The organism is Fulvivirga marina (genome assembly GCF_016775155.1).
Taxonomy (GTDB): Bacteria; Bacteroidota; Bacteroidia; order Cytophagales; family Cyclobacteriaceae; genus Fulvivirga; species Fulvivirga marina.
In genome coordinates this window covers 63599-78557 of sequence record NZ_JAEUGD010000043.1, presented here as the reverse complement: position 1 = coordinate 78557, position 14959 = coordinate 63599, and the positions used below count along the sequence as shown (strand labels likewise).

The window sequence follows — 14959 nt, the reverse complement described above, 5'->3', positions numbered from 1 at the left end:
TGGTAAATAGTCCAGAGGGGTTTTTTATTATAGAAGAATATTTTTTTGTTTACTTACTTATGAGTAAGTAAGTTTGCTTTATGGACACCAGGGATAAAATACTAGCAGCAGCTAAACAACTCATCTTAAAAGTTGGTTATAATGCTTTTAGTTTTACAGATATCTCCGTGCCTCTAGGTATCAAAAATGCCGCTATACATTATCACTTTCATGGTAAAGAAGCCTTGGGCTGCGCCGTTATTCGCAAAGAGCACGAAAACCTGTTCAAATGGAGGGAAGAGGTAGCAGCCCTTGATCCATGGACAAAACTGGATAAGTTCTTTACCATTTATGATTCTAACCTGGTACACAACCGAATTTGCATGGTAGGCTCTATTTCCAGTGATTTATACGCTGTTCCCAAAAGTATGAGAGAATGCCTGCACTCTATGGTAGTTGATATAAGCCAGTGGTTAACTGAACTGATGGAGGAAGGTCGAAACACTGGCTTTTTCCACTTCAACGGATCAGCAGAAAGCAAAGCCGCAGTGGTAGTAACCGGTTTGGCTGCAGGCTTACAAATATCCAGGGTATTAGGCCCTGAACTGTTTGAGCAAATTAAAACTCAAATCAAATTAGACATAACCCCAACTAAAGATGACAACTAAACGAGTAGTAATAACTGGCCTTGGTGCATTGACGCCTATTGGTAATAATGTAGAGACTTTTTGGAGTAACCTTATAGAAGGGCAAAGCGGTGCTGGACCTATCACAAAATTTGATACGGAATTATTTAAAACCAAATTTGCTTGCGAATTAAAAGGCCTGAACCTAGAAGATTATTTTGATCGTAAGGAGATCAGAAAAAATGACCCTTTCACACTATATAGCATCATTGCAACAGAGCAGGCTATAATTGATAGTGGTATTAATCTTGACAAAACCGACATCAACAAATTTGGTGTCATCTGGGCATCTGGAAACGGGGGTATCCATACCTTCGAAAATGAGGTCCTTGAATATGCTCAATCGGACCGTGGTCCTCGTTTCTCTCCTTTTTTCATACCCAAAATATTAGTAGACACACCTTCAGGAACAATTGCACTGAAGTATGGCTTAAGAGGCATCAACTATTGCACTGTTTCAGCTTGTGCCTCCTCAACCAGCGCCATAATGGATGCCTATAATTATATTAAATGGGGAAAAGCCAAGTTAATGGTTGCGGGAGGGTCGGAAGCTCCAATCACCCGTTCCGGAATAGGTGGTTTTGGTGCAATGAAAGCACTATCGACCAGAAATGATAACCCTGAAACAGCTTCCAGGCCTTTCGATATAGATCGTGATGGGTTCGTTATGGGAGAAGGTGCCGGAGCATTAATACTTGAAGACCTGGAGCATGCATTGGCCAGAGGAGCCAAAATATATGGAGAAATAATTGGTGCGGGCATGTCTAACGATGCGTATCATACAACCGCTACACACCCTGAAGGGTTAGGAGCTATTTTGGCCATGGAAATGGCGCTAGAGGAGTCCGGCATTACAGCTGATGATGTGGATTATATCAACCTCCACGCTACCAGCACACCCGTCGGTGACCCTTCTGAGCTCTCAGCCATTATTCGCATGTGGAAGGATACCAGCAAGCTCCATGTAAGTGCCACAAAGTCCATGACAGGTCACCTTTTGGGGGCTGCAGGCGCAGTAGAAGCAATCGCAACAGTGAAAGCAATTCAGGAAAATATTGTCCCGCCTACCATAAACACACAAAATGTAGACCCTGACTTGCCACAAGGCATTGATTTAACCCTTGGAAAACGTGTTGAAAAACCCATCAAATATGCTATGAGCAATACATTCGGATTTGGAGGACACAATGCTATTGCACTTTTTAAAAAGTGGGAAGACAACTAAATAGTATAAAGAAGCTGCATTAATTTCATATAATAAATGTAGCTTCTTATATTCTTTACCGAATAGATTAATCAAAAAAGCGTCCGACCCTCTCCCTCAAACACTTTTGACACAACAGAAACTGATTACCAAACCAGTAAAGTCCGGTACTATTAAAAGCTGCCATTTATGGTACTGCCTGTCCGGTTTCATCAGCATGACTTCTTTTAAAGTAAGGCATTAGAATAAAAGCTGTTGTAATACCTGAGAAAGAGCCCTCAAAAAGAACAGCTGCCGCTGCAATGTAAGGATTAAGGTATTCTCCAAACATTTCATTCTCCCTGATAGCAGTCATAAAACCAGGATTTATAACATCCAAGTAGATACATAAAAAGACCGCAAAAATCAGGCATGAACTGACTGATGCTACCACCCCAACACCTATTCCATTGAGATAGGCAAATGATTTCTTATGAGTATGTTTATAGTCTTTGATGGCCATAAATACAGCTGAAAACAGGAATATGTAATTGAGCGCTCTTAACCAATAGAAATGAGCCAACCCAACAATTTGCATGATAATAAAAAACAAAATATAGGCTACGGCCGCATAAATACCGTACCTGAGTCCGATTTTTTCTATTGAATACTTGCTCATAGTGGTATTGTTTATTGTATTAACTAAAACAAACTAGCCACTATATTTGTTCTTATTTATCTAAAAGTCATCTACAATTTCCTCCACCACTTGTTGTTTTTCCTCTTTCAACTTATTATTCATTAAAAAAGATCTGTAAACCATTTCAATCTTGTTATTTGAATATGAGCTATACAAAAGCTTCAATCGCTCTGATTTCCAGTAGTACTTATTAGTTCTATAAGCAAATTTCGGTTCGCCAAAAGCTCTCTTAAGCCCTTTATAAAGGTTGGGGTCTTTTTCTGTAATGACTTTAATTTCAAAAATTGAATCTTTGTACACCTTTACTTCCAGATCAAAGATTTTCAGGCTCCCAATATTCTCATAATACCCCTTTTTAGAAGTGTACAATTTAGCTTCCGGAAAAACCTTATCTTCTATATCCTTTTTATACTCAAGCCCCTCATAAGTTGTTATGCTGGAAGCCATTTTAATGTCTTTAAATCCATTTCTCCTATCCAGCTCTTCTACATCCTGAGCAAACATGCTTGAAGAAATCACTAAAAAAAGCATTGTAAGGCGTATGACCATATTCCTCTTAATATTTTAGAATAACTAAGATACAAGTACATTCTACAAAACCCATAGGTAAGAAAATATTAGCAATTCGATTTGTATCAAAAAACAAAACAACTACTTACGCCACTAATTACTTAACGGCACAAGTAGTTGTATCCTTATGATTGATGTTTGCCAGCTCTTACAAAGTCTACTTAAGTAAAACCTAAAGCTATACAAATGATTTAAACATTTATGGCTGCAATGACATCTTTGAGAAGCTCATTGCCAAAGTCCTTAACCTGAGACTTCAAGTTGACCTCTACTCGAATGGCTTTCAGCCCATTAGCTCCTTGCAATTCCTCAAGCTCCAAGTGCTCCACATCACCTGTTAGATAGTCAATAGCTTTAAGGTATTTGATATATCGCAGATATTCATCAGCCTCCTTCTGTTGAGTATAAACTATAGCGATTTTTCCGGGTTGAGTAAGGCGTTCATTATCCCCCTTAATATAAGCCTTATCTATTCGCTTCTTTACTATTTCATATCTGATATTGTAAGCCCCATCTACATCAAAGTGTTTTTCATCTTTCCTAAACTTGATGGACAAAGGCTCACCATGAACCAGTATCAACTGGGTAATGTCCAGTTCTTTGGACAATTCCGGTTTAAGTTTTTCTATGCTTACTGCTATCTCACATTGCGTTAACAACTGCCAAAGTCTGAAGTTTCTCAAGTATATCTCGCTAAACTTCTTACCCTGAACCAAAGACTCTCCCAGATAGATATTGTATTCAACTCCATCTGTTTTATACTTCTCAAAATAGTGTGGAAACATATCCTGAGCACGATGCTCCACCTGATCCAGGTAAATGGATATAGTCTCGTTGATCTTGGTCAGGCTCTCTTCAAAATCTTTCCTCTTATCATAAATAACACCTAATTTTGGATCAATAAGCTTCTCATAATCTTCAATGACAGGCCTTAGAAGCTCCTCTGATTCCTTGAAATAATTGAATGTAGGCACAACTTCGCTTCGAAGGAAGTCCAGCACTCCGGATTCATCTCCTGAATCAAGTCCTTTAGAAATTTTCTTTATTTCGAGGTCTACCCGATAATTTATCTCATCCAGTATAGGCATATTTTTATACTCCAATATGGTTGATATCACCTTCTTAACCTGCTTCAGGTTATTTTTAAGGTCCTGTTGGATAGCCCTGGCCCGCTCCAGCGATGAATTACGAATATCAGAAAGTCCATAAATGGGATATACCTCAGGAAAAATAATATCCCCTAGCTCAGCCTTTATACCTTTTCTCCTCCGGCTCATCAACTCGTACCCTTCTTCCATAAACCTCCATTCTACCGTGGGGTGAATAGCGGTACACTCTTCCTGTATTAGAGCCCTCACTTCTGTCTGCATCTCACCCAATACTCTTTTCACAGCGGCGGTAAACATCGGAAGAACATTTGCTACCTGAGCAGCATTCATAGGGTTTAATTTCCCTGGATAAGAAGCTCCTAACTCAAGCATACCTATAACCTCTTTATCATGAACAAGAGGGGCTACAACAATACTCTTTATGCCCTTTTTTAGTAATGAGCGCTCAATTGGTCCCTTGCTTTCGTATTCACGAAGGTCTTCTATTACAACAGGTCTCATTCTTTTATAAGCACCCTCATAAACAGACCCCTCGAAGCATTCACATGTAAGTGTTTCCTCGCTTTTAGGCATCATAAAGCTACTCCAGTCACTGGCTCCATAATTGGAGATCACGTTATTATTCGGGTCAATATATGATAAGCCCATTTTCATTTCTGGTAAACGGAAAATAGCTCTTATTTTTTCCTGTATCAATTGAAAACTATCGGCACACGTAACAGCATCTTTCTTCAAAAGATCATATTTAATGGAAGACAACATCTCTTCCACCGTTACGTCTACAAGCTTGATGATTCCAAACCCTTGAAATTGATATTTTTCAGGCTTGATATGTTTCAACCACAATTCAGTGTTGTACAGGTCGTCAAGCAACTCTCTGATTACTTTTTTATCTATCGGATCAGGTTCTCCGTGACACACTACATCTACAAACTGGGTGTTCAGGTTTACCTTAAATATTTGCTTTAGTCCTGTCTTATCATCAGGAACAGACGCCAACATAGGCTTGTCCATGGATAAGTTAGTGCCATAAAATTTGTTCAAAATAAACACACAGGCCATCATAATTTTGCCCGCCAAAATGTTATCTTCAGCCAAGTTAACGCTCACATCCTCTCGAATATGATCAAACGGCATGACCTTGAGATAACCTGGGGTAGCAAAAACTCCTTTAAAACTGAAGGGGACTATAGCCGCAGATAACTCAGACTCAATCATAGCAGGAGGAAAAACAGCACTCATTAAAAGTCCCATCAACCTCTTATGCTTGTCAAGCACCTCCAGATTGTATACAGGCTCTCTTAACTCAGGTGCCTCATCTATCATTCTACGTATTTCATCCGCTGGATACCCAGAAAACAATGTATTAGATTTTAAATTGGACTCCCAATAATTGATCAGCGATGCCAGGTTAAGCACACTCTCAAAAGGGAAATCGGCAGGATTTATTTTGCATAAAGTCATTTCTCAGGGTGTTAAGCACATTAATTTAGAACGAAATTAAATTTAAATAGGTTTGGGTTTGACCCTCTAATTAAATTTGTCGAGAGTCCTCCGAAATCATAACTACATACTACTTAGTCGTTTCATTCATCATTATATTTTAAATACTGCGAATAAACTTGAAATCTGACTTGAAAGGAAAAAATGAATGCGGTACGTACCATTTGAAATAAGGAATTATTTCTAATTTTATAAGGTGAATAAACTAAAACTATATATCCTAATTCTTCTGTATTGGGTATTCATTATGGGCTTATCATCATGGTTTGCCCTAGCTAATGTTACCGGATTCATTGAGTTGGCAGAAATTGACCTTACAGTCATTCAAAACCCTGTTATTAAATACTGGGCATCCCCTTTTCAGATGTTGGAGGCTGTGCTATTTGGGCTATTATTTGGATTGCTGTTCATTGGCGCTAATGAGATCTCTGAAAAACTTCTGGTTGAAAAATATAGCTTTGGTAAAGTAATACTTATAAAAAGTGCGGTTTATTTAGGGGGATTCCTTTTGAGCACAATCGCGGTCTCTCTTATCATGAGCCAGTTTGACTTCTTCCCAAAAAATGCATTTAAGGAAATGAGTCAGTTCAGAATCGTTTATTGGATCATTGGCTTTGCCGTGATATTCCTGGGCTTTCAAACTCTGCTTGTAAACTTTGTGATTCAAACCATTAAAAAGTTTGGACTTAATAACCTGATCAACTTTATCAGTGGTAAATACCAGAGCCCGGTGGTGGAAGACCGCATTTTCCTGTTTATGGACCTTAAATCATCAACGACCTATGCTGAAATGCTAGGCAACATTAAATATTCACAACTCATAAAAGATTGTTTTGATGATATCAATTTACTTGTAGATAAGTTTAAGGCAGAAATATACCAATATGTAGGTGATGAGGTAGTACTTACCTGGCGGACTGATCGCGTGCTATCAACCCTCGAGTATATCTCTATTTTCTATGCGTTTAAAGAAGCACTCGAAAAACGACGAAACCATTATATGAAAAGGTACGGTGTTGTTCCTGAATTTAAAGCTGGTGTGCATGGAGGCTTAGTAACAGTGGCTGAAATTGGGAATATCAAACGTGATATTGCATACCATGGTGATGTTCTTAATACGGCCTCAAGAATACAATCCATTTGTAATGACTATGGAGAACACTTCCTTATCTCCGGAGAGCTTCTTCAAAGAACTGATACTCTAAACGGCTATAGCTCTAAATCCATTGGGCAGATACAGCTCAAAGGTAAGCTCACCAGTATAGATGTTTGTTCGGTAAAAAAACAACTGATGTCTACCCCAAAACCTGCTTTTCACCAAGCCACTCTCTGAGTATAGTCGTTTATTCACTAACGGTTAATGTCTCGTTAATCGGCAAACTTAACTCAACAAGAAGTTTTCCCTTTATGATACTTGGAAAGTTATGGTTACTAAACCCCATTATGCTTTCCTCCACGCTATTGAGCACCTCCATAATATCAATACAACTTTTACAGGTGATTTTAATGATAAAGGAAATGGGTTATGAAATTGCAGTCTCTTTAAGAGTATCGGTGAAGCCATTTAGGTAGCAGAAAACCATTTCCAAATAAATGACCCTCACTTACTCCAAAGCTATTTCCTACCACAGCAAACCCCGCTGGGGAAAATTCTACTCGCTCTTCCTATATCAAATTCCCTACGCTCATAGAATGGACAGCAACCACATTTTCTGCCCCTGTATCAAAAAACGAAAGGGTAAGTACCCTAAAACCCCGCAGTTTCAACATCTATATGCAAGTGACTCTCTTTGTAAAACCTGACCTATGATTAATTCGCATTAATTTCATTAGTTTTACTAAACATCTATGATAGAAATCCTCAATATATCAAAGTCATTTAATTCAACTCCTGTGGTCAGGAATATTTCGTTTTCCGTTGACCCAGGGGAGGTATTGGTTTTACTTGGCACAAGCGGAAGCGGTAAAACAACCACTTTAAAGATGATTAATCGACTTATTGAAAAGGATAGTGGAAAAATATTTATTGAGTCAGAAGATACGGATAAGCTCACTCCGTATGAACTCAGAAGAAGAATAGGGTATGTCATTCAAAGCATAGGGCTTTTTCCTCATTACACTATTGAGCAAAATATAGCCATTGTTCCGGAACTCCTTGGCTGGAATAAAGAACAAATCCAAAATAAGGTGAACGGTCTGTTAAAAATGATGAATTTACCCTTGACGTTAAAACCTCGGAAACCACATGAACTAAGTGGAGGGCAGCAACAGCGTGTGGGTATTGCACGGGCACTAGCGGGAAACCCTTCTCTTATCCTGATGGACGAGCCTTTTGGTGCTCTTGACCCAATTACCAGGCAAGAACTTCAGAAAGAGTTTAAGCACCTGGAGGGGGCTATTGACAAGTCCATTATTCTAGTTACCCATGATATTATTGAAGCCATGGTATTGGGAGATAAGATATGCCTGCTTAACGAAGGTATTATTCAACAAATTGGCACGCCAAAAGAACTCCTCTTTAACCCTGCTAATGAGTTTGTAAGAGAATTCTTCAGCCAACATAAACTACAGTTAGAATTAAACACCATAACCTTGCAAGATTTGGTAAAAATTATGGGGGTAGATTTCCTAGATACCAATATCAACCCTGATACCACTTTAGCAGAATACCAGACGCATACGAACAAAGACAGAGCTCTTAACTTTGATGACTTGTTAAAAACCTATTTTAATCATAGGGAAAATTTGATTAAACAAATTAAGCATGAAAGCTGCCTGTAACCACAGCGCGCAACAATAAAAGGTAAGAGTGAAAGCCACTCAAAAATTTTTGATGTGGCCCACACTACAACAAGGAATACTTTTTATTCAAGCATTAGCTTCAATAAGCTATCTTTTCTACCTGCCCTAACCTTAAGCATGTAAACGCCCTTGGGTTCATTCTCTAATTGAAAACTAACCTTATTGCCAGTGTGGAGAAATTCTACTTTCACCATTCGGCCCATTATATCAAATAATTCGATCGTAATATTGTCCTCATCAGCCTGATTGGTTATTAGCAAGGCAAACTTTCCTTTTCCTGGGTTTGGGTAGAGCAGCATTTCATTTTTCTCCCAATTTGATAAACTGATAGTTTTTAAATATTCACTTCTGCCATTAAAATCTGTCTGAGATAACCTGTAGAATAAAGCATTGGCACCACGGCTATCATCTATATAATCATAATTTTGCTCTTCAGAAGTTGTACCAGAACCATCCTTAAACCCTATAACTTCCCAAGCACTACCATCTATTGATCTTTCAAGTGTATAGAAGTCATTATTCAGTTCACTCCTTGTACCCCACCTAAGTGTTACATATCCTGATTTCCCAATCACGCCATTAAAATACAGAAGAGAAACAGGCAGTGGATCAGAACCTATTTCATCACTAACACCCTGCCCGTTAGAGCCAGTAGGCTGTTGGCCTGGGGTCGAATTGCACGGATTAGAGTCATTATTACATCCAGATGAGCCATTATTTGTAGATACTGATGTATTTCCTGGCTGTGCTACAGTGAACATTATTCGGCCTTGGCCTCCACCACCTCCTGCTCCATGTATATTTGCAGTAATGGCTGAACCCCCATTGCCTCCACTAGCCGACACTGCCAAAGTACAAGCGGCATCAATGCTAAACTTTGGGACACTAAAAATAATCGTTCCCCCTGCCCCGGCACCACCAGACCCGTCATTTCCTGAATCATTGCCATTAATACCATTGGCTGAAATAATACGCCCGCCACATGGTCCTGAAGTAGTAATTTCATTTGCTTTAATCAATATTATCCCTCCTCCATTAACTCCTGAAGAGCCAACGCTATTATTTTGGTGCGCACCACCACCACCACCGCCCATAAATATCCGGCCGGAGGTTATATATGAATCCAAAGCAATTCCACCTTGTCCACCAACAGGATTGGCAGAGCAATTCCAACCGTCGCCTCCTTCTCCGCCGGTAGTAACGTTTCCACCGCCGCCGCCGCCGCCGTTGTGGATAGCTCCGGCACCACCACCGTTAATTATTTTTGCTCGTCCATGTCCATAGTTGGCATCTGTTATTTTATATATTCCTTCCCCCTTTTCCCCTGCATAACCTGTATTACTAGTTGTCCATGTAGAGGCATAACAGGCAACTGTTCCATCATTTCCGGAAACTGTACCTCCTCTAAAACCTTTGCCATCAACATTAACATTATGATTTAATGTCAAAACTCCTCCAACTTGCAGAGCAATTATACCCCCAATATTTCCGTTCCACGCAAATGCTGTCAGATCAGATGTAGTAGCATAATCCCCACCTGCTCCCAAATCAGGGAATGATATAATTTGTAAGGAAGAGTTACTTCCTGTATGATATGGATTTTTCAAAGCGGCGGTGAGCGTAATAGCCGAAGGTGCTACTGTGCTGATCGTAGCCACTTCATACAAGCCGGCAGATTGAATATTATCAAGCGCACCAAAATTACTATCATTAGAAGTATTGAGTCCAATAACATTATCCTGCATCTGCATAATTATAATCTGCTCACCGGAGACAAAGGTATCATAGCTCTCGTTGATGTCAGAAAGTGTAATCGTTGTACCCGAAATGCCAGTCACTTTGGCATATGCATTTATTATGCTTTGAGCATTTAAGTTAATCTCAAATAACATGAGTATGAATACACTAAGAAAAAGCCGAACTATAGTTAACATATATTAAAAAGTTAAAAGTCTTACTTAACTATAATCTTTACTTGTTTTTGATGGCGGTTTGAGTGGAGATCAAGAATATAAATGCCACTGTTTAAGCCCGAGATATCGACTGTTGCAGGCCGCCCAGAAAGAATTCCTTCTCTAAGTACCTGCCCATTAGTGTTCTTAATCTGCCAAGCTTCATTTTCAATGGCTCCATGTATATAAATCAGGTCATCCTGAGAGACGGGGTTAGGCATTACCTCAAGTTCGGGACTTTTATCATTATTCGCATCAACAACAATCACCCGCTCATAAGTGTAGCTACCATTAAAATCTGTTTGCTTCAGACGATAATAAACCTTCTCAACAAGCTGGGCTTTATCTTTCCATACATATGCATTGGAAACATCGGTTGTCCCATTTCCTGCTATCTGACCAACCCCTATAAAAGACTTGCCATCTGTTGATTTCTCAATAGTGAAATAATCATTATTAAGCTCTGAAGCCGTTTTCCACTCCAACACCACATGGTTATTGATGAGATGATATTCCAGTACAATAACCGTCACTGGCAGAGCTCCACAGCCATTTCCACAACAACCACCAGAGCATGAAGCGTTGATACCTCCAAAATTATCTGTAATAGTGCCTCCTACAACAAGCGAACCGTCTGGTATATCTATTGTAGCTGCCTGATCATTAGTCAAATCGTTGGTTACAGACAATGTTCCTCCTCCATCAATGGTCACATCACTTCCATAATCATTATCAAAATTACCACCAACACTCATATTAGATCCGTTTACATTGACATAACCCGATGTAACGGAGAAATCCGTATTGCTTCCATTGTTAAAATCACCGCCAATGGTAAAGGTTGAATTGTTTTGCACATCCAATTGGGCATAGTAGTCGTTGTTCATGTTACCAGATACCATTACGGTACTGTTATCAACAGTCAGGTGTGACTGATCTTCTGTAATCAGGTTACCATTAGAGACTATTAATGAACCATTATTTTGAATTGTAGTCACGGCCTGAAAGTCATTAATAAAGTCGCCTGAAGAAACTGTTAGTGTAGAGTTATCAATGGTAAGCCCAGCCCCATTGTCGTTCTCAAAAGTACCATTAGTAACTGTAAATGAGCTTCCGTTGAGAAGACTCATCGTGGAACCATAATTATTTATACTAGTACTTACTCCTCCATTATTCCCTACAGTTACGTCAACATTAGAAAAGGTAAAAGAAGTATTGGTTCTGACATCGTTAAAGAATCTGCCACTTACACCCAGACTACCACCTCCCGATATGTTCAAAGCACCTGCCATATAGCCTGTCTGCAAATCGCCAGACACAGTGACAGTGACACCTGGGTCAATAACCAAGGATGCAGAGTTAGTTAGTATTAAATTGCCAGTTATGGTAATATCTGAGCTTATTGTGCAAGCACTGGAAATTGTCAGGTTCCCAGAACTGTAACCACTAGTACACTGAGAGCTTCCTTCAAAGTGGCCTAATAGAAGGAAGGATGAAAGTGCTACCTGGATTACAGGCAAGTAAAATTTTTTCTTAATTTTCATATCTCTTTCGTTCAATTGATAATTTAATTTCTCATGACATGCATCATTTCTGACAACGCCCGTACTGGTTCCCTCCACCAGGGTTACCATCTCTGGCAAATAGGATCAGGAGCCATGCTGCTCCAAAAAGAGGCACCAATCCGAATAACAGCATTTGGCTCCCCTCACCTATATCGTGTAGCCTTCTGACACTTACCGACAGTGTGGGCAGAAATGCCACCAACATGTAAGTGATTGTAAATAACCCCACACCGAACCCAATAAAAGCCGTTCCTGCCTTGGCGTCTATCACTATGGCAAGAAGCATAAACAGTATATTGAAAAGCATAAACATCCAGAATTCTCTTCTTCTGGCTCTTCCATAAAACCTAGTGTATTTCCTAAAAGCTATCAAATACCAATACATAGACTCTTCATTTTAGTAATGTGTCAAAAGTTGCTATTGCCAACCCTTGTGGATAATATGTTCTCTCCACCATATTCAAATGCTTTTCCTATACATCATTGTATCACCCTCATAAACCGGAAGTTTTCTTTGTTTCCCCTCACTTTTTTCTTGCGACTTGGATATTTCCAGCTCAAGCAAAGCTGAAAACTGCCTGATGATATTATCCAACTCCATACTATTCATATAAGCCAGGTCTACTACCTTGCGCATTTCTTTATCTTCAATATAGGCTGGCTTTAATTTCATAATGTGAAGTAACCCTTGTATTCTGGCTAATGGCGCTCTTGTTTTGTGTGAATTGAAGTAAGTATACTCAATAAGCTTGTTGTTGAGGCCTTGAATGGTTTGAGTTCTACTATCTACTAATTCTTCCAGGTTTTTATTATACTCTGCAATTTGATTGTGTGCATTTTCCAGCCGTTCATTAGCTAAAAATAGACGAGACTGCTCCAAATCATATCGTTTTTTGTAAGCCAGAAAAATTTGTAATAAGCTTAGAAGACGCAAGACTATTTCAGCTACACTTACTATAGGATTATCATTCACTCTGATATTATCAATGAGGTCTGTTTGAAATACTTCAACATAGCCTAATAGCAGGATAAGAATCAGAATGGCCCGTAGGAAAATGCTCCTCTCTGTTCCATTAAATATTGCTGAGAACACCAACATGACCGCACAAAAATCTATAGCTGTGAGAGCCCCCATTCCACCTTGCAAAAAAAATCCAGATGTAACAGCGGTGAGATAAAAAAAAGCTAAAAACCTTTTAACAAATACAGAGAAGTGTACTGTCACCAGCCAATAGCAAGCAGCAAACACCAAAGACACAAATACATCTATGGTAATGAGGTCATTGTTGTCACCTGTAAGCAAATCATATATTAAGTATATTAATACTATAATAATAGAATTACGAACTGAGTGTAAGAGTATTTGGCGTTCTAGTAAATCAGTATTCAAGTGCAATTACTTTAGATTATGTGACCTTTCAGGTTTATTCCTATTCTGACAGTTAGACCAACTGCTTTTTATCAACTATCATTATCCCGACTAATGTGTGATCACACCTTGATATCATTTAGTTCAGTATACATTACCTCTAAAAGCCTATGCCGTTGTTAGTTTATTAAACCAATCAACGGCATGCTCTTCGTTATCAAAATATTCTGTTATCACTTGAGCTCGCACTCCTATGGGAGCTATTTCACTCAAAGAAAAACTGGCAAATACATCAGTAGGTGAGATTACGGCACAATGCCTTTGTCCAAGAACAGCAGCCCGCTTGACCCATGTTTCACCCATCCATTCTATAAGGTCAGAGTGTACAGCTCCCTGTAATCTGGCATCTACCAACGTTTTTCTTACCCCAAAATGGCCAATAGCTGTCAGCATATGGCCACAACCTTCCTTAAATTCTTCATTTGTTGGAGGTGTCAGCCACAGAAGTTTGACATATTGAGCTGACTGCTCATAAAGAATTTTGACGTAGTCCGATTCAAAGTAGATCTCCATGAGTTCAATTATTGTTTTAGAATCCAATCAAGAGCATGCTCCATATTATCAAAATTTCGAGATATCACTTTTTTACTAACCGTATCCATAATCTCATCCACAGACAGTTGAGTAAAAACATCTGTAGGCAATATAATTGCCCCATGTGAATACCCTGCGGCTACTGCTTTGGCTATCCAATCAGTAGTCATCCATTCTAAAAGGTGATTTGCAACTGTACCCTGTTCACGAGTGTCCACCACCACTTTCCCAGTCTTGAAGTGAGCCAGAGCCCGAATCATCTGCTCACACCCATACTTAAACTCTGTTTCAGTAGGCGGAACTAGCCATTCATAGATAATTATGCTGTTATTAGAGTCATATGATACCTTGGCGTAATCCTCTTCAAAAAAAACTTTCATAGTATTTCTCTTTAAAGTGTTACTTGATTTTTATACCTATAGCAAATTTTACCCTCTCCTTCATTTGTATGATCGCCGTTCTAAACGATACTGGTTTTCCTTTCTTATTAGTAACCCATAGCAATGCATCTGATAGACTAAAAGAATAATAAGCCACTAACGAACCTGGGGCTTGCGCCTGAGACTCGCTGGCATTTTGAATGCACTCTCCATTAGTTGAGTTGATAGGTAATACAATGGCTAATTCCGTTACCCCAACTGCTGAAACATTTTCGTGAAAATCATTTTTTACATGACTGGCATTTCCGCCTATATTCATTAGACCGAAATCGGCGATACAGGTTCTTACCTTGGTTCTTTCTATTTGTTTAATCCCCTCTTCAATAATTAACTTGAACTCTTCCTTCAAAACCGGGCCTTTACAAATTAGCAGCAGGGAATTTATCTCTTGCAGCAGAAACCCAGATCCACTTTTATCATCTGTTTCAAACTTTATAGCAAATAATTCCTTGGTTATCATACCTGATTTTGATCAAAATTTCTGTCAATAACTACTCATATAAGATT

Annotated in this window: 14 protein-coding genes; 4 read left to right on the top strand and 10 right to left on the bottom strand. The window is 39.1% G+C overall.

The window, feature by feature from the left end; translation table 11 throughout:
• The first annotated feature begins 80 nt into the window (after window positions 1-80).
• Both JMN32_RS14090 and fabF read left to right on the top strand, forming a co-directional pair.
• On the top strand, window positions 81-647 hold the full coding sequence (locus JMN32_RS14090; protein ID WP_202856984.1) for a TetR/AcrR family transcriptional regulator: 567 nt from the start codon (window positions 81-83) through the stop codon (window positions 645-647).
• On the top strand, window positions 637-1890 hold the full coding sequence (fabF, locus tag JMN32_RS14085) for a beta-ketoacyl-ACP synthase II (RefSeq protein ID WP_202856983.1): 1254 nt from the start codon (window positions 637-639) through the stop codon (window positions 1888-1890). The genes JMN32_RS14090 and fabF overlap by 11 nt, the downstream gene beginning before the upstream one ends.
• A 166-nt stretch (window positions 1891-2056) precedes the next feature.
• Here the strand turns inward: fabF and JMN32_RS14080 are convergent, their stop codons facing one another.
• From JMN32_RS14080 to JMN32_RS14070, 3 genes are all read right to left on the bottom strand, one after another.
• Window positions 2057-2527: a DUF4199 domain-containing protein gene (locus JMN32_RS14080; RefSeq protein ID WP_202856982.1), complete on the bottom strand. Its 471-nt coding sequence runs from the start codon at window positions 2525-2527 to the stop codon at window positions 2057-2059.
• Window positions 2528-2587: 60 nt separating this feature from the next.
• Window positions 2588-3097: a hypothetical protein gene (locus tag JMN32_RS14075; protein WP_202856981.1), complete on the bottom strand. Its 510-nt coding sequence runs from the start codon at window positions 3095-3097 to the stop codon at window positions 2588-2590.
• A gap of 212 nt (window positions 3098-3309) precedes the next feature.
• Window positions 3310-5691, bottom strand: coding sequence for a GAF domain-containing protein (locus JMN32_RS14070; protein WP_202856980.1), 2382 nt, complete (start codon window positions 5689-5691; stop codon window positions 3310-3312).
• A gap of 235 nt (window positions 5692-5926) precedes the next feature.
• Here JMN32_RS14070 and JMN32_RS27640 point away from each other — a divergent pair, with 235 nt between their 5' ends.
• Complete coding sequence (locus JMN32_RS27640; protein ID WP_202856979.1) at window positions 5927-7063, top strand: adenylate/guanylate cyclase domain-containing protein; 1137 nt, start codon at window positions 5927-5929, stop codon at window positions 7061-7063.
• Between the two features lie 515 nt (window positions 7064-7578).
• Window positions 7579-8511 carry an ABC transporter ATP-binding protein gene (locus tag JMN32_RS14060; protein WP_202856978.1) on the top strand — a complete coding sequence of 311 codons (933 nt, stop codon included), beginning with the start codon at window positions 7579-7581 and terminating at the stop codon, window positions 8509-8511.
• A gap of 83 nt (window positions 8512-8594) precedes the next feature.
• Here the strand turns inward: JMN32_RS14060 and JMN32_RS14055 are convergent, their stop codons facing one another.
• The 7 genes from JMN32_RS14055 to JMN32_RS14025 all read right to left on the bottom strand — a co-directional run bounded on the left by JMN32_RS14055 (window position 8595) and on the right by JMN32_RS14025 (window position 14912).
• Window positions 8595-10466, bottom strand: a complete 1872-nt coding sequence (locus JMN32_RS14055) for a T9SS type A sorting domain-containing protein (RefSeq protein ID WP_202856977.1) — start codon at window positions 10464-10466, stop codon at window positions 8595-8597.
• A gap of 20 nt (window positions 10467-10486) precedes the next feature.
• Window positions 10487-12028, bottom strand: a complete 1542-nt coding sequence (locus JMN32_RS14050; protein WP_202856976.1) for a T9SS type A sorting domain-containing protein — start codon at window positions 12026-12028, stop codon at window positions 10487-10489.
• Window positions 12029-12071: 43 nt separating this feature from the next.
• Window positions 12072-12434: a DUF805 domain-containing protein gene (locus JMN32_RS14045; protein ID WP_202856975.1), complete on the bottom strand. Its 363-nt coding sequence runs from the start codon at window positions 12432-12434 to the stop codon at window positions 12072-12074.
• 75 nt (window positions 12435-12509) lie between these two features.
• Window positions 12510-13439 carry a hypothetical protein gene (locus JMN32_RS14040; protein WP_202856974.1) on the bottom strand — a complete coding sequence of 310 codons (930 nt, stop codon included), beginning with the start codon at window positions 13437-13439 and terminating at the stop codon, window positions 12510-12512.
• 147 nt (window positions 13440-13586) lie between these two features.
• Window positions 13587-13991 carry a hypothetical protein gene (locus JMN32_RS14035; RefSeq protein WP_202856973.1) on the bottom strand — a complete coding sequence of 135 codons (405 nt, stop codon included), beginning with the start codon at window positions 13989-13991 and terminating at the stop codon, window positions 13587-13589.
• Between the two features lie 8 nt (window positions 13992-13999).
• On the bottom strand, window positions 14000-14392 hold the full coding sequence (locus JMN32_RS14030) for a hypothetical protein (protein WP_202856972.1): 393 nt from the start codon (window positions 14390-14392) through the stop codon (window positions 14000-14002).
• A gap of 19 nt (window positions 14393-14411) precedes the next feature.
• A complete protein-coding gene (locus tag JMN32_RS14025) occupies window positions 14412-14912 on the bottom strand; it encodes a hypothetical protein (protein WP_202856971.1) in 501 nt (166 codons plus the stop codon).
• Window positions 14913-14959: the final 47 nt, after the last annotated feature.